A 25,178-nucleotide genomic window follows, 5' to 3' on the forward strand; every position below is an offset into this window, starting at 1 on the left:
GTTAAAATTTTCAATGGCCGTCTTTGGCGCTAATAGCGATACCTCGTTTCGTTAGAAATGGTTTATTGGCTTAGAGATGGTTTATTGGCTTTCATAACAGTCTGAGACCACTCTATGAGTGGTCTCAGTAGTCTTCGTTTGCCCTCGAAGGTCGATTTGTGGCGACGGAGTGTGAACATATAGGTTTCCTGCGAGATGTTTGAGCTTAGGAAACCTATATGTCACACGGGAGTTCGCTATCACTGAGTTTCGAGGCAGTTACAGACTGCTCCTAGAGCGGTCTAAACGTATCGATAAGTGCTTGCGCGCTTTTAGAAAGGTAGCGGTTCTTCAGCCAGACGATGCCGACCTCGGATTGAAAAGAAGTGTCCGGGAGATCGAGCATTCTAATTTCTGATATCGGGAAAGAGGACATGACGGACTTCGGCAAAATCGTTGCGCCGATGCCTGCGACGACAAGCGCGATAATAATGGCCACGCTGGAGCATTCACAGATCGTATTCGGCTCGAACCCGAAGCGCCTGCACTCGTCTACGATTCTTTCATGCAATCGGATCGTCTTATCGCTTTTTAAGGCCAGCAGCGGCATGTCTGCAAGCCCCTTCATCGGAAGGGAGGTTTGCGCATTGTAAGCCTCCCACTGCCTGGGCATCACGACGACGAACGGATCCGAAGGCAGCGGCAGAACCGAATATTTGCCGGGATCGTAGTTCGACTCGAACGGAAGGCGCGTAATGACGAGCTCGATGCTCCGGTTTTCCAAATATTCACCGAGCGTGTAATGGTCGCCCTCCAATATCTTAAAATGGACGCGCGGATACTTCTCGCGAAAGTCGCCGATTTTTTGCGGAATCAATGAAATACAGGAAAAAACGGAGCCGATGGATAATGTTCCTTGCAGCCCGTTTTCAATATCCTTCACTTCATTGATCGTTTCGTTGAAATAATGCAGCAGGCTTTCCGCTCTCCGCTGCAAGCTTTCTCCGGCCGGAGTCAGCTTCATCTGCTTGCCGTTGCGGTCAAACAGCGTGACGCCGAGCTCCTGCTCCATGAGTTTAAGCTGCCGGCTCAAAGGCGGCTGCTCCATATTTAACGCTTTGGCGGCGCGTGTAATTTGCTCTTCTTTGGCAATGACGAGAAAATAGCTCAACTGTCGAATGTCCATGATATCGTCCCCTTTCAAACTGTGTCAGAAAGAGATGCTTATCGCCGGGCGTTCATACGGCTGGATATCTGGGCTGAGCTTAAGCTTGAACGATTTGCCGCGAACGGATGCGGTTCTCGGCGAGGCGATCCGCCGCCAAGTACGATGGTATCCCTTCGTGTCTCGTGATATCGAAAATTTGCGTGAGGGTATTGTAAATCTCTTTTACTTTAAGAAAGGCCCGCTCCCGGTCGTAACCATGCCATTCTTCCGCAATATTAATGACGCCTCCTGCATTGATGACATAGTCTGGTGCATACACAATGCCCATGCTATGAAGCTGTTCACCGTGCCGCGCTTCCTTTAACTGATTGTTCGCAGACCCGGCAATCACCTTCGCCCGCAGCCGAACGATCGTATCATCATTTATTGTGGCACCCAGCGCACATGGGGCGTATATATCACAAGGGACGTCATAAATCTCGTTCGGATCGACGGCCTTGGCGCCAAATTGCTCGACGGCTCTCATAACCGCCTCTTTATTAATGTCGGTCACGATCAACTGCGCTCCTTCTTCATGAAGGTGCTTACATAAATGGAAGGCAACATTGCCTACGCCTTGGACGGCTACCGTTTTCCCCTCTAGTGAGTCGGAACCGAACGCTTCTTTGGCGGCGGATTTCATGCCGTGATAGACTCCGAAAGCGGTTGCAGGTGAAGGATTCCCGGAAGAACCCTGGCCCGATTTGCCCGCTACATACTTCGTTTCTCTAGCTATGGTGTCCATGTCTTCGACCGTCGTACCGACATCCTCCGCAGTAATATACCGACCGTTCAGGCTCTGTACAAAACGACCGAATGCGAGAAGACTGCCTTCGCTTTTGTCTTTTTTCGGATCGCCGATGATGACGCTCTTCCCTCCGCCAAAGTTCAGCGAAGATACGGCATGCTTATAGGTCATCCCTTTGGCCAAGCGCATCGCGTCTTCGATGGCGGCGTCTTCCGATACATAATTCCACATCCTTGCGCCGCCCAGCGCAGGCCCAAGCGTCGTATCGTGTATCGCGATGATCGCTTTGAGTCCCGTCTTCTTGTCCTGGCAAAAAACAAGCTGCTCGTATCCGTCCAGCGTCATCGTTTGAAAAAGTTCCACGTCGATTCCCCCTCTTTAAAAATAACCGCTCTTGCGATTTCCAAGAAACTTACCAAAGGTCAATTTAAGCTTATGCAAAAAAGCGTTCACTCCTAGTATAACTTTTAATCGCGGGGAGGTAAATGATGGAAACGACTTGGCAAACGCTTCGGAACCACTCAGCAGCAGGCGGCGGTCAGCCATTTGAGATGCGCAACATTGAGATAGTTGGTCGGCTCGTTTGAGCAGCAGCGCATCCGGCTCCTCCAGCAGCAGCTTACCGAGCAGCAGATTCGTGCGCTGCCCATCGATGAGCTTTGCGACGTCGCTCATGCGGTTTCACGCAAAAAAAGAAGGACGCTCCCCTCGTCTCAGGTCCTTGAGGAGCGTCCTTCTTTGGCAGCATTTTAAATTCTAGAATGATCTATCTCGAAGCGGCAGATGAAACGTCGTCTGCTCCAACCCCGGATAAAAACCAAGGCGGTAATATAAAGCTTCTGCCGAGTTCCCAATAGTGACGAAAAGACGAATAACATCATATTTCTCCTTTAATACCGTTACAGCCTTCTTTAATAACTTTGTCGCGAGCTGCCTGCTGCGGTATTGGGGCATGACGGCAATATTCGATACTAACGGAAGATCTTCCCATAACGATATCAAACACACCGCAACGATGTTGTTATGCTGCTTGTCATAAATAATGGTGGACGCCGATTTCAAAATCTCATCTTGGTTATGTACAAAGTAATATTCAAGTGCGGTCCTCTGACTGTCGATAGTATTATCTCCAGGATAACCGATGCGATCGATGTCTGAATAGGATTCATGCAGCATTTCAGCAATTCGATCGATCTGATCCATGCCGGGTGCGACAGCTTCAAATTCCTCTCCCCACTCTTGCGGCTCAAATATTTCCGTGGGTCTGATCATAACGCGCCTTGATTCTGAAGGCAAAAAGCCCAAACGCAAAAAATGCTCAGTTTCATACGGCAGTATCCCGAATGCTTCTATTGGCTTGCTCGGATCAGAGCAGTGGATCAGAAACTTTTTTAATGGAATCAAAACCCGCAATATATCCTGAAAAGGCGTTTCCAAGAAAAAAGACGATAATAAGTTGGGTTCGATGCATACCCCACCGATCCGACGGTTCTTGAATGTAATCCAATAGCAAGGAGCATCCTCAGCGAAAATCGATATCCGCCTTTCCCAGCTCTGTCTGAAAAATATATTTTCCCGATATATAGTATAGTGGATTGCAAATTCTTTTAAGTCGGCTTTTACGATCTCGATCTCGTTATCTAATACGTAATGTGAATTCAGAGCCACAGTAAATATTCCTCCCCAGTCTCGTTCAAGTCAAGTTGATTATAGCAGGATGCATTCAATTGATCTGGGTAGAGTTTATTTCCTAATAGAATTTGTGTGTAAAAAATCCGTTTTATTCATCCAGCTGATTGATTATAATCTTGTCATGATGATCTTTGGAAGGACTGCTGCCTATGAAAAAGCATACCCGCTTCACTTCATTCCCGCTAATCTCGGTTTTGGACCTTTTTTCGCCCGAAGACCGGGTTTGGTATAAGAAAAAAAGAAACATTTTTCGGATCGCAATAGTCCTGATGTGCCTGGTTGGTATGCTGGTCACCTTTTTGAAGTATACATCCGGCGAACGAGAATATTTATGGATCAGTACTGCTGGCTACTGCGGCGTTCTGCTCGTATTCAGCTATATTTTTACATATGTAGTTAGCAGAATGCGCCTAAGGAAATTAGGCATGACCAAAATGGATTCGATGTTCCTCATCTTCCTCGTCTTATTGTCCCTATTTCCGCTGATCATGCTCGGCAAAGTCACGGCGGATATAGCCCAAGGCCCGATCGATAGAGTAGTCAAAATTGTGGACATGTGGGATCCCAAAAGGGGAGGAGATCGAGTCAGCACAAGCGAAGGCAAGGAATACGAGATCGCAAGTCGGGAAGTGGTCATCAGAGTAGGGCACACCTATCGCATCAAAGTGCTGGAACATTCCAAGTTAATCCTAGAGGCAGAGGAACAGCGTTAGAGCCCCTGAGTCGTTTACTCTTTCACTATCGAACCAATCATTCGTCAAGATGCTATTTTGCGCCGGATCCAGGCGGCCATCAACAGCAGAATCGGAAAAAGAAACAAGAAGCAAATGGAGTATCCCGCCCCTCCCGTCGGAAAAAATTGCAGCATCTGCTGAAAATTTTTCGCGACCCATATGCTGAATCCGCCGATCAGCAAACCGACCGGAAACACAAGCAAACGGTAGTCCTTAAGCTTGAGCCATTGTGACGTACTTTGCACAAGCGTGAAATACCACATGGAAATTTGGACGAATCCGCCCAATATCCATAACGCCATCACAATGGCCTCCACATGCGAAAAAAAATCCGAGATATTGATGTAACGCGACGCAGATAGAAAAGGAAACGTCAAATTGGCTGTCGCTTCCCCGTACATAAACAAACACGTAAAGTTCGTAAGCGCCATCGTCAGCATCATGAACAAAACAGCAAACATGCCCGCTTTCAGGCCGTTATCTTCTTTTCGCACGAGCGGATAGAATGAGGAAATAAACCAAAACTCCATAAACCATAATGAAGGCTCCAAAGAACCTTTTAATGCAGGGTTGATCCCTCTGCCGAAAACCGGAAGAATATTCGAAAAGCGATACTCCGGCATTAAAAACAGGAAAATGGCCAGCACAAACAAAAAGAAAATCGGCCCGAAAATAAGCGCGAACCTGCCGATCACTTCCACGCCTGACCGCACGGCGAACGAACATGTCAGCACAATGCTGGCAATGATCATCACCAGCGGCGTTTGGGACAAAAAAGCTTGTACGATAAATTCGGCGTACTCCCGGGTAATTAATCCGATGGCGTCGATTTGAAAGAAGATAATAATAGCGCAAATAACGTTTCCCAATACGCGGCCGAATACGCCTTTTACCTGCTGTATCCATGTTTTGCCCGGATGCATGCGATGAATCCGCCATGCTATCCATACATTAACTACACCGAAAATGGATCCGAGTATCGGCGAAATCCACATATCCTGGCCTGCAAACATGGCTGTAAACGAGGGTACGACAAGGATTGAGGTGCCTCCAACCATCAGGTACATCATCAACCCTAATTGCACGCTTGAAATTTGCTCTTTATTCATCCCGGCTGCCCCCTATTCCACAAATTTAAACATCGACCAGATCGGCCGGAACACGTCATTGATCAGTTCAGTCGGCCCAGGCAAGCCGGGGACAAACATCAGCAGAAGAGCAAGTCCCCATCCCGCCGAGGCAACCACCGTAAATACGGCCTTCTCCTTCATTTTCCCGGATTTCATTCGCGGAAATTCATATAGGAACATTACCGCGACCAACAACGTGACCAATATTATTTTTAATACGATCATTGATCTTCCCTCATTTAAAGCTTTTTCCGGAAAAACCGGGCCATAATATTTTTACGTTTGCTTCAGCATGTATGTCGATCTCCGAAAAAATCTCGTTCCAGCGTTTTTGCTCCTTGGTCCATTGTTTCGGGTATTTTCTCCAAAAGGCATCCGCTACCCCGAATACATCGGCTTTGGCTTCTCTTTGAATCAAACGAAATGCCGATTCGATCCGCTGGCCGATTTCCTGATTGAGCTGCGCTTCCAAACGCGGCAGTTCTGCCGGCTTCATTACATTCGCACGGGATGCGTTCTGCAGCACGCCACCTTCCCCTTCTACGCGCACGGTAACGCTCCAGCGGTTTCTGTCGATCCGGGGGATGAGTTTTGTGCGGCACTTGACGACACGTACGGACATCAGTCCGTCCTCCCGGCCTTTGTTTTCTTTCACTGGAAACGTAACGTTGAACACTTTCAGCTCACCACGGATCAGCTGCGTCTCCCGCTTCAACATGTCGCTAAATTGAGCCGTCAGTTTCCCTCCCTTTAGCACGGCTGCTCCGGATATATAGGGAAAAACATTGCCGCCCGGTCCCTCTTTCTTTTCGATGAGCGGAACCATTGCGGCTTTGGCTCTACCTGTAAGCATATCGTTCAAGTCCCTGAGCGAAACGCCGGTTCCAACCGAAAGGGTGGCCATTTCGCGAAGCGTCTCGGCGCTGTCCCGTTCAATCCGCGTATTCATGCTCAGAATATCCTTGGCTTTTCCTTTACTGATGAAGACATATGCCCGCTCGCGGGGCTGCGGATGGCGGAAGAGGAAATCCATCTGGTCGATGATACCTTTTTTAGCAAGCTGTTCACCGAAAACAAATACTTCGCCATGGCCCCAGAAAACTTTGCGCGGCAGCAGCTCTTGCAGCCTTGAAGATGCATCGGCAAAATCGGTTCCGCTCGCGCTCTGGACAATAAACGTGTCGCTGCCAGAATCGCTGCTATTTATGCCTGATCCCCCTCCGCTCGTTTGGTTCGGCGTAAATACCTGCACCGATAGCTCAATGGTTCCGTTTTTACCGGCATCAAGACTAGCTGCCATAATCAAAGCCAGATCATTTACTTCCGTGCGGTCCCAGCAGCCTCCGAGCAGTGGGATCATCAGAAGCAGGATAGCCGTCCGAATAAGTTTTCCGATCCGCTTCATGAGTTGCGTCCTCTCCGATCCGGCCCAGGGCGTTGGCCTGAACTCTGACGTTGCCGGTTCCAGTATCCCGTTCTCGGTCTTATGTTCATTTTCCAGAAGGGAGCACGAACCAGAACATCTTTCAGTTGATTGACATGCGTAAAACTGGTCACCGTGACATACGGTACTCCAAATGACCGCAACGCAAACAGATGAGTGAGGATAAGCGTAATGCCGATCATCAATCCAAAAAATCCCAAAAATCCTGCCAGCAGCATCATGGGGAATCTTAGCAGGCGGATGGCGATTCCAAAATCAAAATGCGGGATCAAAAAAGAAGCGATGCCTGTAATCGCCACGACCATCACCATAGGCGACGAAACAAGTCCCGCCGAGATCGCGGCTTGTCCTATCACCAGCGCTCCCACAATGCTTACAGCCGAGCCGATTTGTTTCGGCAGCCTTACCCCAGCCTCGCGCAAAGCCTCAAACATAATTTCCATCAATAAAGCTTCCACGAGCGCAGGAAACGGGATTTGCTCCCTGGATTTTGCCATGTTGAGCAGGAGAGTTGTCGGGATCATTTCTTGGTGAAATGTAACGATGGCAACATAAAAGGACGGGCCAATCAGGGCGAGGAAAGCAAAGAAATACCGGAGCCAACGGATAGCCGATCCGATGAAGTAGCGCTGATAATAATCTTCGGGAGAATGCAAAAACGAAAATATGGTTGTAGGCGCAATCAAAGCAATTGGCGTTCCCTCGATCAGAATGGCTGCCTTCCCCTGCAAAAGATTAGCCGCAACTACATCCGGACGTTCCGTCGTCTGCATCTGGGGAAAGGGTGAATAAGGATTGTCTTCGATCAGCTCTTCAATATTTCCGCTCTCCAGAATACCATCCACGTCAATGCGGCCCAGCCTTTCTGTAATTTCCGAAATCAGCGCCGGATTAACAACCCCTTGTATATAAGCAATCACGACCTCGGTTTGGGAGTACCGCCCAATCTGCATGGATTTCATCTTTAAAGAGGGGGATCTAAGCTTCCGGCGAACCATGGACGCATTAACAAGCAGCGTCTCGATGAATCCTTCACGCGGACCACGTACCACGGACTCTGCTTCCGGTTCCGTAATCGAACGTTTCTCCCATTTGGACAAACAAAGCGATACCGCCTTGTCCTCTCCATCCATCAGCAGCACAGGGTTTCCGTCTCCAATTTCAGCAATTGCCTGCTCAATGGTTTTCACTTGATAAAAGGACGAGATGGACAATCGTGCACACAAGCTATCAAGTCCACCGCCTTCGTCCGCCGTCTCGCGCAAGGCCGGTTCAAGAACATGTTGATTCATTGCTTCGGTATCTGTCATCCCGACTGTGTAAACTACTACCGAAGGAGTTCTGACGTAATTGAAATCATGAAATACAACGTCAAAGCAATCTTCATATTTTTCCTGAAGTCGCTCCATATTTTCACTTAGCCGGGTAGAAAGGGCTGTTTCTTTGTTGTTTTGCATCGGGCACTCCCCTCCGTAGCAGCTACATCAAAAACTTTGGCTTCAAGGTTGGATATGACCCACCCATCTGCCGATAATACTTTAGTATGTTCTAAAAAAAATGGAAAATTCGGTATATTTTCAATATTTTTCTGTTCCATAGACTGTTTCGCCAGCAATACATCCCTTGTGTAAGTCAAAGGAAAACGTCTTTCGGCCTAACGATATCGCAAAAAAGGGAACTGCAGCATGGTTGCATACAGTCCCCCGGAATCACTGCAAAAAGTTAATATCCAGCGCAAATAACATCCCTCTGACGGTAGAAATCGCCAAGTTGGTCCTGTTCATAAGCGTAACCGGCTCGGATCAGCAGATCTTCCCTACCCCTAGCGGCTACCAATTGCAAGCCAACGGGGAGGCCCTCGCTAGTTAGGCCGCATGGAATGGATATGGCAGGCGTTTCCGCCATGTTAAAAATACCGGTATATCGGGTCATCGCATCGAAAATGCTCTCGGTGTATGAGCCAAAATGCACCTCGTTGACGCCAATTTTTCTTGCCGGAAGCGGGATCGTAGGCGTAGCCAACACATCAATGCTTTCCCTGAACAACCTGTCGAAGGCATTTATATACATTTCTTTTTTCTTCAAAGCCTCTATATACCGCAAAGCTGTTATTTTCAGCGAGGATTCCAGAAGAGCCCTTGCATCCTCCCCATACTGGGACAAACAGCATGCCATCCGGCTCTTGTGAATAAAACCCGCTTCCGATGCGGCAATGGTTAGGGAAACATCGGCGTTGCCTGCGATAAAGGAAACGTCCGTATCGATCAGAATCGCGCCAAGCGACTCCAGGGCCTCCAAAGAATCTCGATACAACAAGTAGGTCTCCGGATCGATATGCTCGTTGAAATAACTGGTCGGCACGCCAACGCGCAGACCGCGAATATCCCGTTTCAACTCCTGCAGATATGATTGCTTCGTCATAACCCCGGCAATAATCGCCATATCCGTCATATTGGCCGTAAGCGGACCTACATGATCCAATGTCCATGACACATAAAACACACCTGCGGTCGAAACTTTGTTGTAGGTTGGTTTCAGACCGATAATGCCGCAGGAGGCTGCCGGAATCCGTACGGAACCGCCGGTATCCGTGCCGATTGAGGCAACGGTTAAATCGGCCGCTACGGCGGCTGCAGATCCTCCGCTTGAGCCGCCGGGCGTATATTGCGGATTCCAGGGATTATGGACAGGACCATAATGAGGATTGTTGGAGGTGATCCCAAGCGCGTACTCGTGCAGGTTGTTTTTACCCAACAGAATGGAATCTTGGAGGAGAAGCTGCTGTACGATCGCCGCATTTTTATGTGGAATATGCTGCGCATCGATCGATGAGCCGTTTGTCGTACGAATGCCTTTGGTCGCAATATTGTCTTTATAGGAAAGGGGAATGCCGTACAGAAGTCCGATCTGTTCACCTGCTTTCGCCTTCGCTTCCACGATTTTTGCCTCATTAAGCGCTCGTTTTTTTGCGACTGTAATATATGAATTCAGCACAGGGTCTTTGGATCGAATCCGTTTCAAATAGTTTTTAGTGACTTCATACGGAGTAAACCAATGTTTAGAATAACCGGCTTGAAGCTCCATAATTGATTTTCTGCCCACTACCATCTCTCCTTTCTAATCCGGAAAAGCCGGGGGATTCAACGCGAAACATTCTCCCAGCCATTCTCTCATTCACTTTATGCGGAAAATGATAGATTGGTATGGTCAGACTTCCTCCGAAATGAAATTGGATATATTGATAGAGAAATCAGAATTAAAAAAAGACCGCCCAAATATTCAAAAGGGCAGCCCAGGTATTGCAGCTATGTAAAATGACTATTTTAAGGAGTCCAGCATTTTCTCGAATTTGCCGGGGCTCATGATTTCATGGGTCACAAACTTTCCGTTATAAAACATGCTGAATGTAGTCCATATCGCTGGCGATTCCTGCGCTTCTTCCCTTGTGCTTATGCGCTTGGTACGAAAAGGAATTTCTCTGTGATCTGCAACACGTCGGAGATCATCCAGCACTCCTGCGGCAAACGGACATTGCGCCGTATAATAAATGCAAATCCCCTCATTCAATGCCGGTTGGGGTTGGGCTGAACGTATAAACGCTGGATCGGCGCCATTTTCATTCCATTTCTGGACGAGCAATACGAAATAAGGATCGGCTTGATCCGCCACAGTAAATCCCATATGTTCAAAGTAGCGTTTATCGCTCAGGTAAGGCATCTTTTTCGAGCTCGCAATATGAACGATTCCATCCATTCCCAGCGATTCTGCATCTTTCCTGCATTGTTCGAGCAATTTTTTGCTGTGACCGCTGCCCTTGTGACGCCCGCTAACCCAGAGACAATTGATATACATGTAATTTGGAGCATTAATCGGCACCCATGCCTTATCGGCAGGCAAATATTCGATAAAAACCTTGGCGCGTTCGTCAAGCCGGTGAAATTTTAATCCCTCCTCCATCCGCTCGCATAACCACTGTTTCTTTTCCTGTACAGCCTGCTCATATTGTTTGGCCCCGAGAGCGCAGCAGATATGTTCATGTCCGATGTTTTCTTTTGTAATTTCCAGGTATGCCATATGTATGCTTGTCCTTTCTAGATATATTTTTTCAGTGCAATCGCCTATGACTACCCCTTTATTATAACAATATAAATTTGTATTTTATGGGATAAGAGTCATATCCTCCTTAAAATTTGCGTACATTACATTGAATTCTAGCAAAAAAGATATAATACGATGTATAAATTACTATATACCATATATTCCCTTCCTATCCTATCCATTCTTTAAAATAAAAATCAAACGCGGATGTTCGAAGAGCCATTCATTGTGTACAGACGAGACGATTATACCCTTGTTTGCGAATTTCGATTTTTTTTAAAAGAGAGGTGAATAATTGTGGTTTACGATGCGATTGTCGTAGGGGCCGGACTTGCGGGTCTAGTGGCAACAGCTGAGATGGCGGATGCCGGCAAAAAAGTATTGTTATTGGACCAAGAACCCGAAGCCTCATTGGGAGGACAAGCATGGTGGTCTTTCGGAGGGCTGTTCCTGGTGAATTCCCCCGAACAACGCCGGCTGGGCATCAAGGATTCCAAAGAACTGGCATGGCAGGATTGGATAGGATCAGCGGGATTTGACCGGGATGATGAAGACTATTGGGGGAAGCAATGGGCCAAAGCTTATGTTGAGTTTGCTTCCGGCGAAAAACGCGAATGGCTGCGCAGTCTCGGTGTTCGTTTTTTTCCGGTGGTAGGATGGGCGGAACGTGGAGGATATCTTGCGGAAGGACATGGCAATTCCGTACCGAGATTTCATATTGTTTGGGGAACCGGTCCCGGGTTAGTTCGACCATTTGAATATAAAGTGCGTGCAGCGATTGAAAAAGGTTTGGTTGATTACCGGCCGCGCCACCGCGTTGATGAACTGTTGACTGTTGGCGGCTCGGTCGTCGGCGTTCGCGGTTCTATGCTTGAACCAAGCAAGGCTGAACGTGGTGAAAAAAGCTCACGCGTGGAAATTGGCAACTTCGAATTCCATTCCGAAGCTACGCTCGTATCGAGCGGCGGCATTGGCGCTAATTTCGATCTTATTCGCGATCATTGGCCTTCGCGTCTCGGCGCGCCACCTAAGCATATGATCTCCGGCGTTCCCGAGCATGTAGATGGAAGAATGCTGGCGATTACGGAAAGGGCCGGAGGCCTGATCGTGAATCGGGATCGGATGTGGCATTATACGGAAGGACTTAAAAATTGGAATCCGGTCTGGGCCAATCATGCCATACGGATCATTCCCGGACCTTCCTCGCTATGGTTTGATGCCAAGGGCCGGCGTTTTCCCGCTCCTAATTTTCCCGGGTTTGACACGCTCGGCACGCTTGAGGCCATCCAACGGACGGGCTACGATTATTCCTGGTTCATTCTGACGCAGAAAATCATAGAAAAAGAATTTGCTCTTTCCGGCAGCGAACAAAATCTTGATATTACGAATAAAAGCATCAGGCAAGTGCTATCCCGGATATTGCCCGGCCCCCCTCCCGCTGTGCAGGCTTTTATGGATCAAGGCGAAGATTTTGTTATTGCCCATCAACTTCAGGATCTTGTTGCCGGAATGAACAAGCTTACCGGTGACCATTTGCTTCATTTTGAAGAAATCGAAAGACAAATCATCGCAAGAGACCGGGAAATGGAGAACAAGTTTACGAAAGACCTGCAAATCACGGCCCTGCGCGGAGCCAGGAAGTATGTCGGCGATAAGCTTATTAGAGTTGCCGCGCCTCATAGGTTTTTAGATGCCAAAAATGGTCCGTTAATCGCTGTCCGCCTAAATATTCTTACCCGCAAAACGCTCGGCGGCCTGCAAACCAATTTATCCGGCCAGGTATTGAATTCCGCTGGTTCTCCCGTCAAAGGCCTATATGCTGCAGGAGAAGTATCCGGTTTTGGAGGCGGCGGCGTTCATGGATACCGTTCCCTTGAAGGCACATTTCTTGGCGGCTGTTTATTTACCGGCAGAGTGGCTGGCAGAGCCATAGTTAACGACCGAAGATAAAGTATAGACGCTTCCCTGCAAGAGTTGAGCAGCCTATCCCCATTTATATATACGCTCAAAGATAACTTCAAGCAAACAAAGAAATCGCTCCTTGCCTAACGGCCGGCATTTCAGCAGCCAGTTCAGCAAAGAACGATTTATTTTTTACTTTATCTGAGCAAATTAGCTTAAGCATTTCCAGCTTTCATCCGCTAATCGCCTTTAATCGATCCAGGGTTTAAAACGCCCAGTTTCCATTCCGGAATATCGCTTCTTTTCGGCCATCCTGCGTAATTCCGTCAATGGAAAGCTCTGCGGAACCGATCATAAAATCGACATGAGTCAGACTTTTATTGACCCCATGCTTCGCCAGTTCCTCTCCATCCATGTCGGTACCGCCCTCAAGGGTTACAGGATAAGCTTGGCCAAGCGCAAGGTGGCAGGAAGCATTCTCATCGAATAAAGTATTGTAAAAAATGACATTCGAGTTTGAAATCGGGGAATCATGAGGAACCAGTGCTACCTCACCAAGATATTTTGCCCCGTCATCGGTATCCAAAAGTTTTTGCAGCGCTTCGGCTCCCTTGTCAGCGCTAAAGTCAACGACTTTGCCATCCTTGAACGTCAGTGAGAATCCATCGATAATGACGCCGTTATTGTTAAGCGGTTTCGTGCTGCGCACGGTCCCGTTTACGCCGTCTTTGTGCGGGAGCGTATAGACTTCTTCTGTCGGAATATTAGGATTAAACCAAACTCCGCGCGTATTCTCTTTGGCTCCGCCAAGCCAGAGATGTCCTTCCGGCAGATCAATCGTCAGCGATGTGCCCGGAGCTTCATATTGCAGCTGCTTATAACGTTTGTCATTCAGGAAAGCTACCATTTCGCTCAGCTTCGCATTATGCTTGCCCCATGCATCAACCGGATTTTCCCGGTCAATCCGCGTTGCATCGATAATGCGTTCCCACAATTTCTGTATCGCCGTTTCCTGGCTTTCGCCCGGGAACACCTTGCTTGCCCATTCAGGGGTAGCATAGGAAATCAAAGTCCAGGCATTGTGGTGGGACATCAGATAACTGCGGTATTTGTTTAATGCGGCGGCGGCCGTTTTGGCAGCGGTCGCAATCCGCGACGGATCCGCTTCATTCAGCAAATCCGGATCAGGCGAATAAATTTGGATAAAAGCAGCGCCTTTCTCCGCGTATTCCTCCATCGCTTTGGCACGCCACTCCGGATATTCGGAGAACACTTCTTCCGGTGCATGCAGGTATTTAATCTTGGACAACTGATCATCGTTGTATTCCACATGGACATTATGGGCGCCTACCTTGTAAGCATGCAGAGTAATTTGCCGGATCAGGTCGGCTGCTGCGATCGGTCCCATCACGACCACGGTCTGGCCGGGCTGTACATTTACACCTACCTTGACGGCGAGCTCCGCATAATTTTCCAACTGCTGTTTTGTAGGATACATTTTTATTCCCCCAATTCGGTAAAAGTAGCTACTTTATTATATTCCTTACCAAGTGGTGACTTCCACATTTATTCGCTTTCCAGGAATGTATGCTCAAAATACGCTTTGAAATTCAGATCGAGCCAATTAACCTTTTCCTTTTTCTTCTTTAGGTTCAGGGATGCATATGCTGAACACCTCACTTAATGGATTTTATCAAGCCAGATTCCCTTAGGTCAATTTAGCAACAATCTATACGAAAACAGCGTTATTTTAAGACAAATTATGAATAGAAATTCAAAATAACCCTACAAAGTGACGTGAAGCCTTTAAAGCTTATTCCGATTACTTTGCTTGGACCCCGGAAGTGTATACTTTCGATATGTCAAAAAAAATCCGCGCTTGGGCGCGGACTGTAAGTAGAAATATGAACCTGGTTGTGGTCTTAGGCTTTTAATTGCAAATCCGCAGCCGCCGGAAGCGTGACAAGGGCGGTAGTTCCCTCTCCTTTGACGCTCTGAAACTCCAAACTTCCGCCAACCGCCTGGATAATCCGAAAGGTCACCATCAGTCCGAGCCCGGTTCCATTCAACTTGGTCGAATAAAATGGGTTTCCCAATATCGACAGTTGTTCGGGCGACATGCCTACTCCGTTATCTCGGATTCGGATGCACACATGATGAAAATGCCGATAGGCAGCGATGGAAATTCGTCCTTTTGACGCTGAAGTCGCGTCGATAGAATTCCTGATGATATGGGTCAGTGCTTGTTTTATTTTGGACCGATCTGCCTGAATCCATAAATCATCTTCTGCTAACATCTCCAAATCCACATGGTTCGCCTGCGCGGCAGGTTCTATTTCTTCTTTGATTTGGCCCAAAATAACGGACACCGGGAACACTTCAATCGTCTCCAGCTGCGGTTTGGCGTAATTCAGGAAATCATTAATGATGTATTCCATACGGTTCAATTCCATCATCGATATTTCCAGATACTTTTTGTTTTTCCCTTCCGCGTTCCGCATCGATAGCTGCAGGAAGCCTTTGATCGAAGTTAGCGGAGAACGAATTTCATGCGCTACGGATGCCGCCAATTGGCTGGTTACGTTCAACTTTTCAGTCCGGATAATTTGTTCTTGCATGCAGATCGCTTTAATGGTCACTTCCATTAAAAAAACAGCCAAACTCATCGTAACCAATTGCAGTAAGAAAACCTGCAGCATAAAGAAGCCGGAATAAGACTCGTTCATTTGTTTTGTCAAGATGAATCCGCCCCAAGAAACGATAAAAGCAGCAGTAGTTAACAAGATGCTAGTAATAAATCGGAATTGCGGAGATTTTTGGTTAAAACGGGCGGCAAAAGGATACGCAGCAGCGCAGATCAAGAGTGAGGCTATGAAACCGATAAAAAAATCATCCAAACCAATCAAAAAACGGCACATAACAAAAGAAATAAAGGAAATGATGCCGCCCACATTACCCCCATACAAAACAGCAATGATTAACGGTATGCTTCTGAGATCGCCGTCAAAATCATTCGTAATATTCGATGGGAAAAGCATGGATAACACAATTGCGATTCCGCAGCATAGCCCCAGAAGCATCTGCCGCCGCTGATCTTTTTTAGGATATAAGAGTTTATAAGCTTCAAAAGCCCATTTCCTTATATCTCGAGAAAAACTACCATCAGCCGCGGCCGGTCTTCTTTCAGGATATGTCGATGGATGTTCGTTCTTATAGAAGTTATGGTTTGTAATGCAGATCAATTGGTATAACAATAATGGAATCAAGATATCAAGTATATCCAGCAGCAGATCTTTTATCATAACCTCCCTCCCAAGTTCATTTATTCGACTTCAGGAGGCTTTTTCCCTTTTATTGTAAAGAAAAGAGACGGCCGCATGTTTTAACAGACCGATATTTAAAAAACCCACCTTTTCCAAGATGGGTTCAAACGAGAGGATAGATAGAAACCTGCATGCGTAAAAATAAAATTCTGAAAAAAACTGCTATTACGACTCCAGTACCTCTTCCTTCGGTTCCGGAGTCATCTTCTTAGCCAAAAATACGGCTACGACAATCGCCGTAATTCCGCCGACCAGCTTCCCGACAATCATCGGGAAAATCATTTCCTTCGCAACCCCGGCCGTAAAGCCAAGATGATCGCCGAATACAAACGCGGCCGACACCGCAAAGGCGACGTTGATGACCTTGCCCCGCGCATCCATGTCTTTCATCATGCCAAACATCGGAATGACGTTGGCAAGCGTAGCAACCAGGCCGGCTGCCGCAATCTCATTCATGCCGAGCAGCTTGCCCAGCTTCATCAGCGGTTTATTAAACACTTTCGTAATCACAAATACCATAGCAAAAGCGCCGGCGAGTACAATGGCAATATCACCAACGATTTTGATTCCGTCTTCAACCGGAGCAAGCCCCGGAATGATGGTAATCCCTGTCAACTGCTGCGTGATGCCCGCTGCGAGTCCCAAGGTCGCTACAATGACGATGAATTGCCCAAAGATCGTAAACCCTTTGATCATGCCTTGCGGGAACTTCCACAATCCAAGCACAATCAGTACAGCAAACAAAATGATTGGAACCAGGTTGGACAAAATCATTGTGATCGAGTAACCGGCAACCAAACCGCCGATCAAGCAGCCGAGCGGGATGGTTACGATACCAGCCAGAACGCCGGTAGCCAAATATTTCTGGTCTTCCTTTTTGATAATGCCAAGCGCGACCGGAATGATAAATACAATCGTAGGGCCAAGCATAGCCCCCAGAATCGTACCCGCGAATAAACCCGCTTCCGGACTCTGCGCCAGTTCTTGGGCTAGCGAGAAGCCGCCCATGTCATTCGCCAGCAGCGTTGTCGCAAACATGGCAGGGTCTGCTCCCAATGCGCTGTATACAGGAACGACGATCGGACTTAGCACTTTAGCCAGGACCGGAGACAGGCAGATGATTCCCACCATGGCGAGCGTAAGCGACCCCATGGCCATAATCCCTTCATCGAATTGATGCCCCAATCCGAACTTGTACCCAATGCACTTATCAATCGCACCGAGAATCATGAAAATAACCATGCCGTAAATGATAATTTCATTAATCTCCACGTACATGCTCCCCCATTCTTTCGCTATATGATCCAAAGCAAACGATTATCTTACTGCTCTGGAAACTCCCTACCGGAAGTGTTGTATGATTTCCTCGGACGGGGAACGAAGCACCGTATGATGAATAATCCGCTTTGGATCCATGGAGGATACAAACACTTTCATCCCCTGCTCGACATCGCTGACACTTCCCGTGAACACGGCGAGGAATTTGCCGCCAATCGCCATGCCTAAATTCATTTTTTTCACATGAATGTCGCATTGCTTCAAAGCTTCGTTTAACGCAAAAATCCCGGAAGACACCGTCGCTGTTTCCACAATTCCAAGCGCATCCACAGGCTGGGAAGATGAACGGCGTTTCAATCCATCGATAATATCGGTATGAACGCCATGCAGTTCAAAGTCGCTGATCCGGAACTCGCCGGCTTCCGTCTTAGCCGTCTCCATCGCAGCCTGCACATCTGCAGTATCGCCGCTCATGATGATCAGAAACTTTCCCGGACAGATCGGCTTCATATGATGCACTTCAACAGGCGAAGTCTTCAGCATACGATCCGCCGTCTCGTAGCCTTTGCTAATGCTGCGCATCTCAACAACACCTATTGCACTAATCATGTGTCACCTCGATTGAATCGACGATTCCCACGATGACCGCATCAACGGGTACGTCTGAATTGGCAAACGATGTCCGTGCCGCACTTCCGGTCGTAACCAGCACCGTATCCCCTATGCCTGCCCCGGCATTGTCCGCAGCGACAAAATATTCGCCTGTGACGGATTCATTGGCATATGATAACGGTTTGACCACGAGAAAGGCCATCCCGTTCAGCTTATTATCCTTGCGGGTAGCCCACAGGCTTCCCATAACTTGTCCCATGATCATAGTTTCACCTCGCCCGTTATCTTCTTCGTACCTGCATCCGCTGCATGCGCAAGTAATCCTGAGCAAGCGGCGTAATGATACTATGCCGGTCTATCACGATTTCTGTCCGGTTCTGCAGACGGTACTTTTTCACTTCCGCTTCGGTAATGACCCTGCGGTTCAATACTTCCGGATCATCCGGCACTTTATCGGATTTGGAATGAGGATCAGCCTGCATGTCCATAGGCCGGCCTTCGTCCATACAAGCCGAAAGCAGTTCCGCTTCTTTGGCCATCCGGATTCCGTAATTGCTCAGCTTGTCCGCAAATTCATCGTACATCTTGTACAGCAAAACAGGCGCCGTTGACTTGTATTTGCGGTAAAGCAAACCTTCTTCGAGCGCAATTACCTTTCGTCCTTTCAGCAGCATCGTCAGCACGAACCGTTCACGCGGGCCAGCGCTTATGCCGTTCGCAAGGTGGGATAAAAGCTGAATGCATATGGTAGGAATAATCAGCACATCGCAATCTCTGAGCGCCTCATCGTAATAATGCACCTCATAATATGGCTTCAGCTTTTTTTCCAGTTCCGGCAGCGGTTCCGCAGTCAGAAGTACTGCTTGCTTTTTGGATGCCATCGGCTTCCCCTCCGCCAGTCCCAGCCGTTTCATCACCTCGGCCGTTACGGCTTCGATAATCGCGGCCCGATCCAGAGCTTCTATGTTCATTTTTTCACGCTCCTAAACCTGGATGCCCTACTTCAAAATTTTCCCTTTCGTGCCTTTCGTAAAGCCGCATGCATTTGCTTCGTCATAGTCGATATGCATGTAAGTTTCATAGTTCGGGCTCACTCGTACCAACACATCGTCAAAAATAAGCGGACGTTTGCCATACACTTTTACCTGTACGATTTCACCGTTTTTCACGTTGTATTTCTCCGCGTCTTCCGCTTTAACGTGAATATGGCGCTGTGCTGCGATAAGTCCCCGTTCCAGCCGAATCATATTGCTGCCGGAAGCGACGACGATTCCCGGGGTTCCTTCAAGCTTGCCGCTTTCTCTCACCGGCGCGGGTATTCCGAGCACGACCGAATCCGTGAGCGATACCTCTACTTGCGATTCTTTACGTTCCGGCCCAAGCACGACGACATTATGCAAAGAGCCCTTTGGCCCGATCAGCGTCACGCGTTCTTTGCAGGCATATTGCCCCGGCTGGGAAAGATCCTTGGCTTTCGTCAGTTGATATCCCGTGCCGAACAAGGCATCGATCGTTTCCCGGCTCAAATGGACATGTTTGCCGGATGCTTCGATTTCGAAGCAGGTTTCATCCTGTACCCGCTTGACTACTTCATTAATGATGCTCTCTACCAGTTGGTTATCCACCTTAGTCACCTCATCAGTTGTACTCTCCAACACGGATGCGGAACATAATAATCCAGAACAAGGAAGACAGCCTGTTCAGTGAACGAATGATATCTTCGCGCTCTGCATCTCCGTGTTCCTTCTTAAAGGCTTGATAAGCCAGCAGTTCCGTCTCCCTCGTCAATGTGCGCAACGCATTTATGACAACAACCGCTTCGCCCATATCATAGCTGGGTTGAAAATGTTCCAGTCCAAAGTATTTCTTGGGAAAATGGGATTGCTCCCTGAGTTCCTTGGGATTCAGCCCAAGCAAATGAAACTCCTCAATGCTTTCGCTCAGCACTTCGCACCGTACGATCCGCCTGACGAATTGCAAAATCTCTTCCAAATCCTTGACTAGCTTGGTCATATTCAGCTTGAAGCAGCTGATTTGCGCTTCCAATATTTTCGTTTCCAATGAGTCCAGCTTGCCGCGGAATAATATCCGTGGGTGATCCTTAAAAACAAGCATATTTCCATATAAATGAGTCATATGCTCAGGCTTCGCTTCCAAAAATCCGCCGTACAGCGTCCGAAATCGCTTTTTCCCGCCGGTTGCCGGTTCAACATCAAGGTTGGTCGTAATTTGAAGCTTAACTTCCTTTTGCGGCGTCGGTTCTTGCGCTGGTACCGATGCCGGTACCGGATCATTCGCTGTATCCTTATCCGTCTCGGAAGCTTTCACATACCGCAGTTCAATCTGATGATCGGTTAAAAAGCTTTTGGCCGATGGTGTCAGTATTGTTCCAACAGCTGCCTCATAAACCGCAACATCCTTCAAATTCCGATATCGAAAATGCTTTCGCAGCTCGCTTTCCGTAATCACAGCCATGTTTTCACATCCTTCTAAGGCGAATGCGTGATCATATTCCCTTACGCGATCGTCCGAACCGTTCCAAGCCGTGGCAATTCGCCTTCGCCAGAAGCGGAATGCGGGCTCTTACGCCCGCATTCTGCTGTCTTCCTCATCCGGCTTGTCCGGGTTAGTTTTATTCTGCCTTTGTCTTCGGCAGGATTGCGTCCACTTCGGCATGCGGTCTTGGAATCACGTGCACCGACAGCAATTCGCCAACACGTTCTGCCGCTGCTGCGCCTGCGTCGGTTGCTGCCTTGACTGCGCCCACATCGCCGCGAACCATAACCGTTACGAGACCTGCACCGATTTGCTCTTTGCCGATCAACGTAACATTCGCTGCTTTCACCATTGCGTCTGCCGCTTCGATTGCTCCTACCAAACCTTTCGTTTCTACCATTCCCAATGCGTTTGCGTTTGCCATGATAAAATTCCTCCTAATAATTTGTAGTTATATTGAATTTTGGGGTTACCTATAATGGGTTGTTCGTCTTGCCAATGAAGACTGCGAAAACTTACAATTTTTCAAGAATGCGTGCCACAATCATGTCGATAAGCTGCTCTTTGTCTTGAGGAAGGCTGCATCCCGTTTTCGGCTGCGATTCTTCCTTCTCCTCCGCCAAATCTTCCATCTCCATCAGTCCATAAGCAACTCTGCGGATGTTGAGCAGATTCAGCGGGCTGATGTTGTCGGATGTGGAGCTTCCGCCTACCGCGCCGCATCCCAGCGTAAGCGCCGGCGCAAGTGCTGTCGTTGCGCCGATACCGCCAAGCGTGCCCGGCGTATTGACGAGCAAACGGGATACCGGTTTTTTCAGGGCGAACTGTCGTACAATCTCTTCATTTTCGGAGTGAATGCACATCGTATGGCCCGCGCCTTCTCCATTCAGAATTTCGATGCAGCGTTCGCATGCAGCTTCCCAGCTGTCTTCGGTGTAGAAGGCCAGAATTGGGGCCAGCTTCTCGCGCGAGTAAGGTACATTGCGTCCTACGCGGGTTTCTTCTGCGATCAGCACGCGAGCTCTAGCAGGAATATTCAGTTTTGCCAGCTTGGCGATATGCTCTACGCTGCGACCCACGATTTGCGGGTTCATGGTGCCATTGGCCCGCATAATGAATTTGCCAAGCTGTTCGGCTTCCTCTGCGGAAAGGAAATAAGCGCCTTGCTTTTTGAATTCGGCCACAACCGCTTCCTTGCTGCATGCTTCGACGACGACGGATTGCTCCGATGCGCAGATCGTGCCGTTATCGAAAGTTTTGGAGTCCATAATGCGTTTAACGGCAAGCGGAATATTCGCGCTTTTCTCGATAAAAGCAGGGCCGTTGCCCGGACCGACGCCAATAGCTGGCGTACCGGACGAATATGCGGCCTTAACCATCGCCGTTCCGCCTGTTGCAAGGATCAAGGCGACATCGTTATGCTTCATCAATTGATCCGTTCCTTGAATTGTCGGAACCGTCATGACGCCGATGGCTCCTTCCGGACATCCAGCTTGTACGGCGGCCTCGCCGATAACCTTCACCGTTTCCAAAATGCATTTCAGCGCATTCGGATGCGGGGAGAATACGATGCTGTTTCCAGCTTTAAGCGCGATAAGCGTTTTGTATATCACCGTCGAAGTCGGGTTGGTGGACGGAATCAGACCGGCGATGACGCCGACCGGAACGGCTACCTCCATCAACTTGTTCTCTTTGTCATCTTTCAAAATGCCAACAGTTTTCATGTCCTTGATGGACTCGTAAACTTGCCGTGAAGCAAAAGCATTTTTGATGATCTTGTCCTGCCAACGGCCGAAGCCTGTTTCCTCATTAGCCATTTTCGCCAGCTTCTCGCGATTCTCGTAACCGGCATCGGCAATCGCCTTGACGATCGCGTCGATTTGCTCTTGCGTCATGGCGGCGAGCTTAACTTGCGCATCCTTGGCTTTCTTGATCAGATCACGGACTTCTTGAATGGATCTCAGGTCTTTATCCAATGTTTCCATCAATATTCCTTCTCCCTACTGCATTTTTACATCGATAGATGCTATCTGTTTTCAATTGTGTCAGTTTTATTCTGCATGCTCCGATTTACGAGCTTGCTTTTTTGGACTTCTTTCCGGATTTGGCTGCCGATACCTGCTTCTTCTGCACGTGTGGTTTACTGTCGTTACGCTTGCTTTTAAGCGTTTCGGCCTGTTTTTTATCCGGTATTGTTGTCTTATCAACGGCATCCTTCCGTTCGGGAACCAGGTTCACCGCGGCTTTTATAGCTTCTGTTTCCTTGAAGGCGGATGCGGATTTCTCCTCCGGTTGGGTTTGAATCCTCTCCGTTGATGAAGGTTTCTGCTCCGGCTTGGCTTCAGCAGCATTCGCTGCATTTGGTTTCAGTACCTGGGGCCGAGCCGCATTTGCCGCTGTGAGGTCTTCAGCACTTGCCCCTCCTTCGGATACTACCAAGTCTTTAGAAGCAGCAGCTTCTTTCAAAGCCTGGTGTATGGCCTCATCGGCAGCGCCGTCTGACGCTGCGATTTGTTTAGCATCGTCGTCAGCTGTTTTCGCAATTGGTTTCTGCTCCTGTACATCCATAATTGCGACTGCTTGACGCGGACTTTCGTCAGCATCATCTTGTCCTTCGACCATAGCTGCCGTTTCCTCATGCATTCTGGCAATCACATGGCGGGTCAGCAGCACATTTAATTGCTTTGCCATCTCCGCTCCCGCTTCAACGGCGGCTTGCACAGCTCCAACATCACCATCCAGCTTGACTGTCACCAATCCGCCCTGAATGATCTCCACGCCGATGCAGGTAACGCTTGCCGCCTTTAAAGCGGCATCCGCTGCGGCGACTGCACCCAAATACCCTCTGACCTCGACTAGCCCTAATGCGCTATGTCTCATGGGCTGTTACCTCAATAACTCGTCGGGTTGTCCGCGACGAACTGGACAGCGTCCGCAAAGGCATCGCATGCCGCTTTGCAGGCCGATTGGCTTCCTGTCAGAAGTCCGCCGGCAAAGTTGGTTTCGGAAGGCGGGCCGAAGAAGGCGGCAATCGTAACATCGGCGGCCTTCAGCGCAGCATCGAGGGCATACATCGCTTCCAGCGGCGGAGCGATCAGGTATGCCAGCGCCTCCCCTTCCTGTATACCTGCTGTCTCGGATAAATAAGAGCCTGTGCGGGATACGCAATGAGCGAAATAAGTGATGCTGCCATCGTCGTTTGCGCTAACGAAATAAGCTCCGCTTTCGATAAAATCAACGACGGCATTTAATCCGCTCCGCACTTCCTCCGGATTTGGCCCGGCCAAAATCCCGATGACTTCGCCCGCCAGCTTCGTCGAAGCATTGGCTGATCCGGCATACATGCTTCTTGCATACACAACATCTACAGCGGCTGCTTTTGTCGCTTCATCCAGGGCTGCATAAGTTACATCGTCAATATCAGCAGTAATGATACCTAAACTCTTATGGTGCGGCTTCAACTCAAGCTTGTTTGCCATATCCAGGCTTACGTTGGAAATGAGCTTCACGCCAAGCACCTGTGCATGAATCGGATCGTTTCTCATACGTACCTCCTAGCCCTTCCCTATAATTTCAGGTCGATCCCCGATGCTTTACGGTCAATCATTGTCTTGATCAGTTCGGCAATATGCGCCCCTGCTTCTACCGCAGGCGTACCGCCGGAATGAATGTTGGAGATAACGGTACGTCTTGCTTCGGGCATGCCTACTGTCGGTTTATAGGCAATGTAGGCGCTCATGGACTCTGCCGTCACAAGTCCAGGACGCTCGCCGACGAGCAGACATACGACATCCGCTTCCGTTACATCGCCGATCACGTCCATCGAAGGAACCCGGCAATGCTTGACGAATAAAATATTGCCTGCGTCAATCCCGTACATTTTGAGACCTTGAGTAATGGAAGGAATGATATCGCGCAAGTTGGCTTCGATTGCTGCCGAACTCAATCCATCCCCAACCATAATTTGTACCTTTGCCTGTTTGGTTGTATGCTGCTTAATGTACTCGATGGTTTCTGCCGAGAACTGGCGTCCCAGGTCCGGGCGCGTAATGTATTCGTCTTTATCCCGGCACATCGTAACAATCGGCACAAGGTTCATTTCCTTTACAAAATCCTCGGATACATAGGAGAATACGGCATCTTGGGCTGCGGCATGGTCAGCGCGGAAACGCAGCGATGTAATCGTCTTATACCGCGGGCCTGCACGCCATACGCCCAGACGGGCTGGTGTCTTTGCTTTCATTTTCATATATCCTTCGCGGTCCTCCGGATCAGGCACAAGCAGCAGCTTGCGAAGGTTAATTTCCGTAATATCGTCCAGGCATTCGCCGTCGTCAACCTGTACCTCTTCAGGCACATTCGCTTCTTTGGCATCTGCTTTCGGCTCCACGTTGTTTTCATGTTCCGGTGATCCGGCTGCCACTGCTGCTGCAGGCGTCGCCGTTTCTTGCTCTGCCTTGTTTCCAACCATCTCATTCAAAATCGATTCAATCATCGATTTCAGATCTTTTTCGTTCATATGAGCTTCCTCCTTT

25 protein-coding genes and 1 pseudogene are annotated in these 25,178 nt (G+C 48.6%); 2 read left to right on the plus strand and 24 right to left on the minus strand.

Translation table 11 applies throughout. The annotated features are described in order from the left end of the window. Positions 1-271: 271 nt before the first annotated feature. The 4 genes from L6442_RS17565 to L6442_RS17580 all read right to left on the minus strand — a co-directional run bounded on the left by L6442_RS17565 (position 272) and on the right by L6442_RS17580 (position 3,602). Positions 272-1,165, minus strand: a complete 894-nt coding sequence (locus L6442_RS17565; RefSeq protein ID WP_212980659.1) for a LysR family transcriptional regulator — start codon at positions 1,163-1,165, stop codon at positions 272-274. Between the two features lie 79 nt (positions 1,166-1,244). Continuing rightward, on the minus strand, positions 1,245-2,303 hold the full coding sequence (locus L6442_RS17570) for a Leu/Phe/Val dehydrogenase (protein ID WP_373871851.1): 1,059 nt from the start codon (positions 2,301-2,303) through the stop codon (positions 1,245-1,247). Positions 2,304-2,312: 9 nt separating this feature from the next. Continuing rightward, positions 2,313-2,609 carry a hypothetical protein gene (locus L6442_RS17575; protein ID WP_212980671.1) on the minus strand — a complete coding sequence of 99 codons (297 nt, stop codon included), beginning with the start codon at positions 2,607-2,609 and terminating at the stop codon, positions 2,313-2,315. Positions 2,610-2,690: 81 nt separating this feature from the next. Then, positions 2,691-3,602, minus strand: a complete 912-nt coding sequence (locus L6442_RS17580) for a GNAT family N-acetyltransferase (protein WP_237099962.1) — start codon at positions 3,600-3,602, stop codon at positions 2,691-2,693. Between the two features lie 173 nt (positions 3,603-3,775). Between L6442_RS17580 and L6442_RS17585 the strand changes: the two genes are divergently transcribed. Beyond that, entirely contained in the window at positions 3,776-4,339 is a 564-nt protein-coding gene (locus L6442_RS17585) for a hypothetical protein (protein WP_212980657.1), read from the plus strand. A gap of 44 nt (positions 4,340-4,383) precedes the next feature. Here the strand turns inward: L6442_RS17585 and L6442_RS17590 are convergent, their stop codons facing one another. The 7 genes and pseudogenes from L6442_RS17590 to L6442_RS33140 form a co-directional block, all read right to left on the minus strand. Then, positions 4,384-5,469 carry a GerAB/ArcD/ProY family transporter gene (locus tag L6442_RS17590; protein ID WP_212980656.1) on the minus strand — a complete coding sequence of 362 codons (1,086 nt, stop codon included), beginning with the start codon at positions 5,467-5,469 and terminating at the stop codon, positions 4,384-4,386. A 12-nt stretch (positions 5,470-5,481) separates the two neighbouring features. Beyond that, a complete protein-coding gene (locus tag L6442_RS17595) occupies positions 5,482-5,715 on the minus strand; it encodes a hypothetical protein (protein ID WP_212980655.1) in 234 nt (77 codons plus the stop codon). A gap of 10 nt (positions 5,716-5,725) precedes the next feature. Next, on the minus strand, positions 5,726-6,895 hold the full coding sequence (locus L6442_RS17600) for a Ger(x)C family spore germination protein (protein ID WP_212980654.1): 1,170 nt from the start codon (positions 6,893-6,895) through the stop codon (positions 5,726-5,728). Further along, the gene (locus tag L6442_RS17605; protein WP_212980653.1) at positions 6,892-8,391 is read right to left on the minus strand and encodes a spore germination protein; all 1,500 of its coding nucleotides are present in this window, start codon (positions 8,389-8,391) and stop codon (positions 6,892-6,894) included. The genes L6442_RS17600 and L6442_RS17605 overlap by 4 nt, the downstream gene beginning before the upstream one ends. 265 nt (positions 8,392-8,656) lie before the next feature. Then, positions 8,657-10,036 (minus strand): amidase, encoded by a 1,380-nt coding sequence (locus tag L6442_RS17610; protein ID WP_237099963.1) that lies wholly within the window; start codon positions 10,034-10,036, stop codon positions 8,657-8,659. 216 nt (positions 10,037-10,252) lie between these two features. Further along, positions 10,253-11,008 carry a GNAT family N-acetyltransferase gene (locus tag L6442_RS17615; RefSeq protein ID WP_212980652.1) on the minus strand — a complete coding sequence of 252 codons (756 nt, stop codon included), beginning with the start codon at positions 11,006-11,008 and terminating at the stop codon, positions 10,253-10,255. Positions 11,009-11,206: 198 nt separating this feature from the next. Further along, positions 11,207-11,287 (minus strand): annotated as a pseudogene (locus L6442_RS33140) (hypothetical protein); the annotation flags it as partial. Positions 11,288-11,329: 42 nt separating this feature from the next. On the opposite strand from L6442_RS33140, the gene L6442_RS17620 reads away from it, so the two are divergent. Beyond that, positions 11,330-12,982 carry an FAD-binding dehydrogenase gene (locus L6442_RS17620; protein WP_212980651.1) on the plus strand — a complete coding sequence of 551 codons (1,653 nt, stop codon included), beginning with the start codon at positions 11,330-11,332 and terminating at the stop codon, positions 12,980-12,982. Positions 12,983-13,199: 217 nt separating this feature from the next. On the opposite strand, the gene L6442_RS17625 is transcribed toward L6442_RS17620, so the two are convergent. The 13 genes from L6442_RS17625 to eutC all read right to left on the minus strand — a co-directional run bounded on the left by L6442_RS17625 (position 13,200) and on the right by eutC (position 25,162). Further along, complete coding sequence (locus L6442_RS17625; protein WP_212980650.1) at positions 13,200-14,432, minus strand: aminopeptidase; 1,233 nt, start codon at positions 14,430-14,432, stop codon at positions 13,200-13,202. Positions 14,433-14,856: 424 nt separating this feature from the next. Further along, entirely contained in the window at positions 14,857-16,236 is a 1,380-nt protein-coding gene (locus L6442_RS17630) for an ATP-binding protein (protein ID WP_212980649.1), read from the minus strand. Positions 16,237-16,422: 186 nt separating this feature from the next. Then, positions 16,423-17,529, minus strand: coding sequence for an ethanolamine utilization protein EutH (eutH, locus tag L6442_RS17635; RefSeq protein WP_212980648.1), 1,107 nt, complete (start codon positions 17,527-17,529; stop codon positions 16,423-16,425). A gap of 69 nt (positions 17,530-17,598) precedes the next feature. Further along, complete coding sequence (locus L6442_RS17640; RefSeq protein ID WP_212980647.1) at positions 17,599-18,144, minus strand: BMC domain-containing protein; 546 nt, start codon at positions 18,142-18,144, stop codon at positions 17,599-17,601. Further along, entirely contained in the window at positions 18,137-18,412 is a 276-nt protein-coding gene (locus tag L6442_RS17645) for a EutN/CcmL family microcompartment protein (RefSeq protein ID WP_212980646.1), read from the minus strand. Before L6442_RS17645 ends, L6442_RS17640 begins: the two co-directional genes overlap by 8 nt. Before the next feature lie 16 nt (positions 18,413-18,428). After that, positions 18,429-19,118 carry an ethanolamine utilization protein gene (locus L6442_RS17650; RefSeq protein WP_212980645.1) on the minus strand — a complete coding sequence of 230 codons (690 nt, stop codon included), beginning with the start codon at positions 19,116-19,118 and terminating at the stop codon, positions 18,429-18,431. Between the two features lie 27 nt (positions 19,119-19,145). After that, positions 19,146-19,772 carry an ethanolamine utilization phosphate acetyltransferase EutD gene (eutD, locus tag L6442_RS17655; RefSeq protein WP_212980644.1) on the minus strand — a complete coding sequence of 209 codons (627 nt, stop codon included), beginning with the start codon at positions 19,770-19,772 and terminating at the stop codon, positions 19,146-19,148. A 13-nt stretch (positions 19,773-19,785) separates the two neighbouring features. Beyond that, positions 19,786-20,622, minus strand: coding sequence for a cobalamin adenosyltransferase (locus L6442_RS17660; RefSeq protein ID WP_212980643.1), 837 nt, complete (start codon positions 20,620-20,622; stop codon positions 19,786-19,788). A 157-nt stretch (positions 20,623-20,779) separates the two neighbouring features. Continuing rightward, the gene (locus tag L6442_RS17665; protein WP_098747751.1) at positions 20,780-21,067 is read right to left on the minus strand and encodes a BMC domain-containing protein; all 288 of its coding nucleotides are present in this window, start codon (positions 21,065-21,067) and stop codon (positions 20,780-20,782) included. 91 nt (positions 21,068-21,158) lie between these two features. Next, entirely contained in the window at positions 21,159-22,628 is a 1,470-nt protein-coding gene (locus L6442_RS17670) for an acetaldehyde dehydrogenase (acetylating) (RefSeq protein WP_212980667.1), read from the minus strand. 85 nt (positions 22,629-22,713) lie between these two features. Further along, complete coding sequence (locus tag L6442_RS17675) at positions 22,714-23,523, minus strand: BMC domain-containing protein (RefSeq protein WP_212980642.1); 810 nt, start codon at positions 23,521-23,523, stop codon at positions 22,714-22,716. Positions 23,524-23,534: 11 nt separating this feature from the next. Beyond that, entirely contained in the window at positions 23,535-24,188 is a 654-nt protein-coding gene (gene eutL / locus L6442_RS17680; RefSeq protein WP_212980641.1) for an ethanolamine utilization microcompartment protein EutL, read from the minus strand. Between the two features lie 20 nt (positions 24,189-24,208). Continuing rightward, complete coding sequence (gene eutC, locus L6442_RS17685) at positions 24,209-25,162, minus strand: ethanolamine ammonia-lyase subunit EutC (protein ID WP_212980640.1); 954 nt, start codon at positions 25,160-25,162, stop codon at positions 24,209-24,211. Positions 25,163-25,178 lie beyond the last annotated feature (16 nt).

The organism is Paenibacillus azoreducens, from assembly GCF_021654775.1.
GTDB classification, from domain to species: Bacteria; Bacillota; Bacilli; order Paenibacillales; family Paenibacillaceae; genus Paenibacillus_AQ; species Paenibacillus_AQ azoreducens.

Excerpts from the sequence above, each read along its gene's own strand:
- L6442_RS17565 (WP_212980659.1), bottom strand. The coding sequence starts at position 1,165 with ATGGACATTCGACAGTTGAGCTATTTTCTCGTCATTGCCAAAGAAGAG.
- L6442_RS17575 (WP_212980671.1), bottom strand. The coding sequence starts at position 2,609 with ATGAGCGACGTCGCAAAGCTCATCGATGGGCAGCGCACGAATCTGCTG.
- L6442_RS17585 (WP_212980657.1), top strand. The coding sequence starts at position 3,776 with ATGAAAAAGCATACCCGCTTCACTTCATTCCCGCTAATCTCGGTTTTG.
- L6442_RS17590 (WP_212980656.1), bottom strand. The coding sequence starts at position 5,469 with ATGAATAAAGAGCAAATTTCAAGCGTGCAATTAGGGTTGATGATGTAC.
- L6442_RS17595 (WP_212980655.1), bottom strand. The coding sequence starts at position 5,715 with ATGATCGTATTAAAAATAATATTGGTCACGTTGTTGGTCGCGGTAATG.
- L6442_RS17600 (WP_212980654.1), bottom strand. The coding sequence starts at position 6,895 with ATGAAGCGGATCGGAAAACTTATTCGGACGGCTATCCTGCTTCTGATG.
- L6442_RS17605 (WP_212980653.1), bottom strand. The coding sequence starts at position 8,391 with ATGCAAAACAACAAAGAAACAGCCCTTTCTACCCGGCTAAGTGAAAAT.
- L6442_RS17615 (WP_212980652.1), bottom strand. The coding sequence starts at position 11,008 with ATGGCATACCTGGAAATTACAAAAGAAAACATCGGACATGAACATATC.
- L6442_RS17625 (WP_212980650.1), bottom strand. The coding sequence starts at position 14,432 with ATGTATCCTACAAAACAGCAGTTGGAAAATTATGCGGAGCTCGCCGTC.
- L6442_RS17630 (WP_212980649.1), bottom strand. The coding sequence starts at position 16,236 with ATGATAAAAGATCTGCTGCTGGATATACTTGATATCTTGATTCCATTA.
- L6442_RS17640 (WP_212980647.1), bottom strand. The coding sequence starts at position 18,144 with ATGATTAGTGCAATAGGTGTTGTTGAGATGCGCAGCATTAGCAAAGGC.
- L6442_RS17645 (WP_212980646.1), bottom strand. The coding sequence starts at position 18,412 with ATGATCATGGGACAAGTTATGGGAAGCCTGTGGGCTACCCGCAAGGAT.
- L6442_RS17650 (WP_212980645.1), bottom strand. The coding sequence starts at position 19,118 with ATGAACATAGAAGCTCTGGATCGGGCCGCGATTATCGAAGCCGTAACG.
- L6442_RS17660 (WP_212980643.1), bottom strand. The coding sequence starts at position 20,622 with ATGGCTGTGATTACGGAAAGCGAGCTGCGAAAGCATTTTCGATATCGG.
- L6442_RS17665 (WP_098747751.1), bottom strand. The coding sequence starts at position 21,067 with ATGGCAAACGCAAACGCATTGGGAATGGTAGAAACGAAAGGTTTGGTA.
- L6442_RS17670 (WP_212980667.1), bottom strand. The coding sequence starts at position 22,628 with ATGGAAACATTGGATAAAGACCTGAGATCCATTCAAGAAGTCCGTGAT.
- L6442_RS17675 (WP_212980642.1), bottom strand. The coding sequence starts at position 23,523 with ATGAGACATAGCGCATTAGGGCTAGTCGAGGTCAGAGGGTATTTGGGT.
- eutL (WP_212980641.1), bottom strand. The coding sequence starts at position 24,188 with ATGAGAAACGATCCGATTCATGCACAGGTGCTTGGCGTGAAGCTCATT.
- eutC (WP_212980640.1), bottom strand. The coding sequence starts at position 25,162 with ATGAACGAAAAAGATCTGAAATCGATGATTGAATCGATTTTGAATGAG.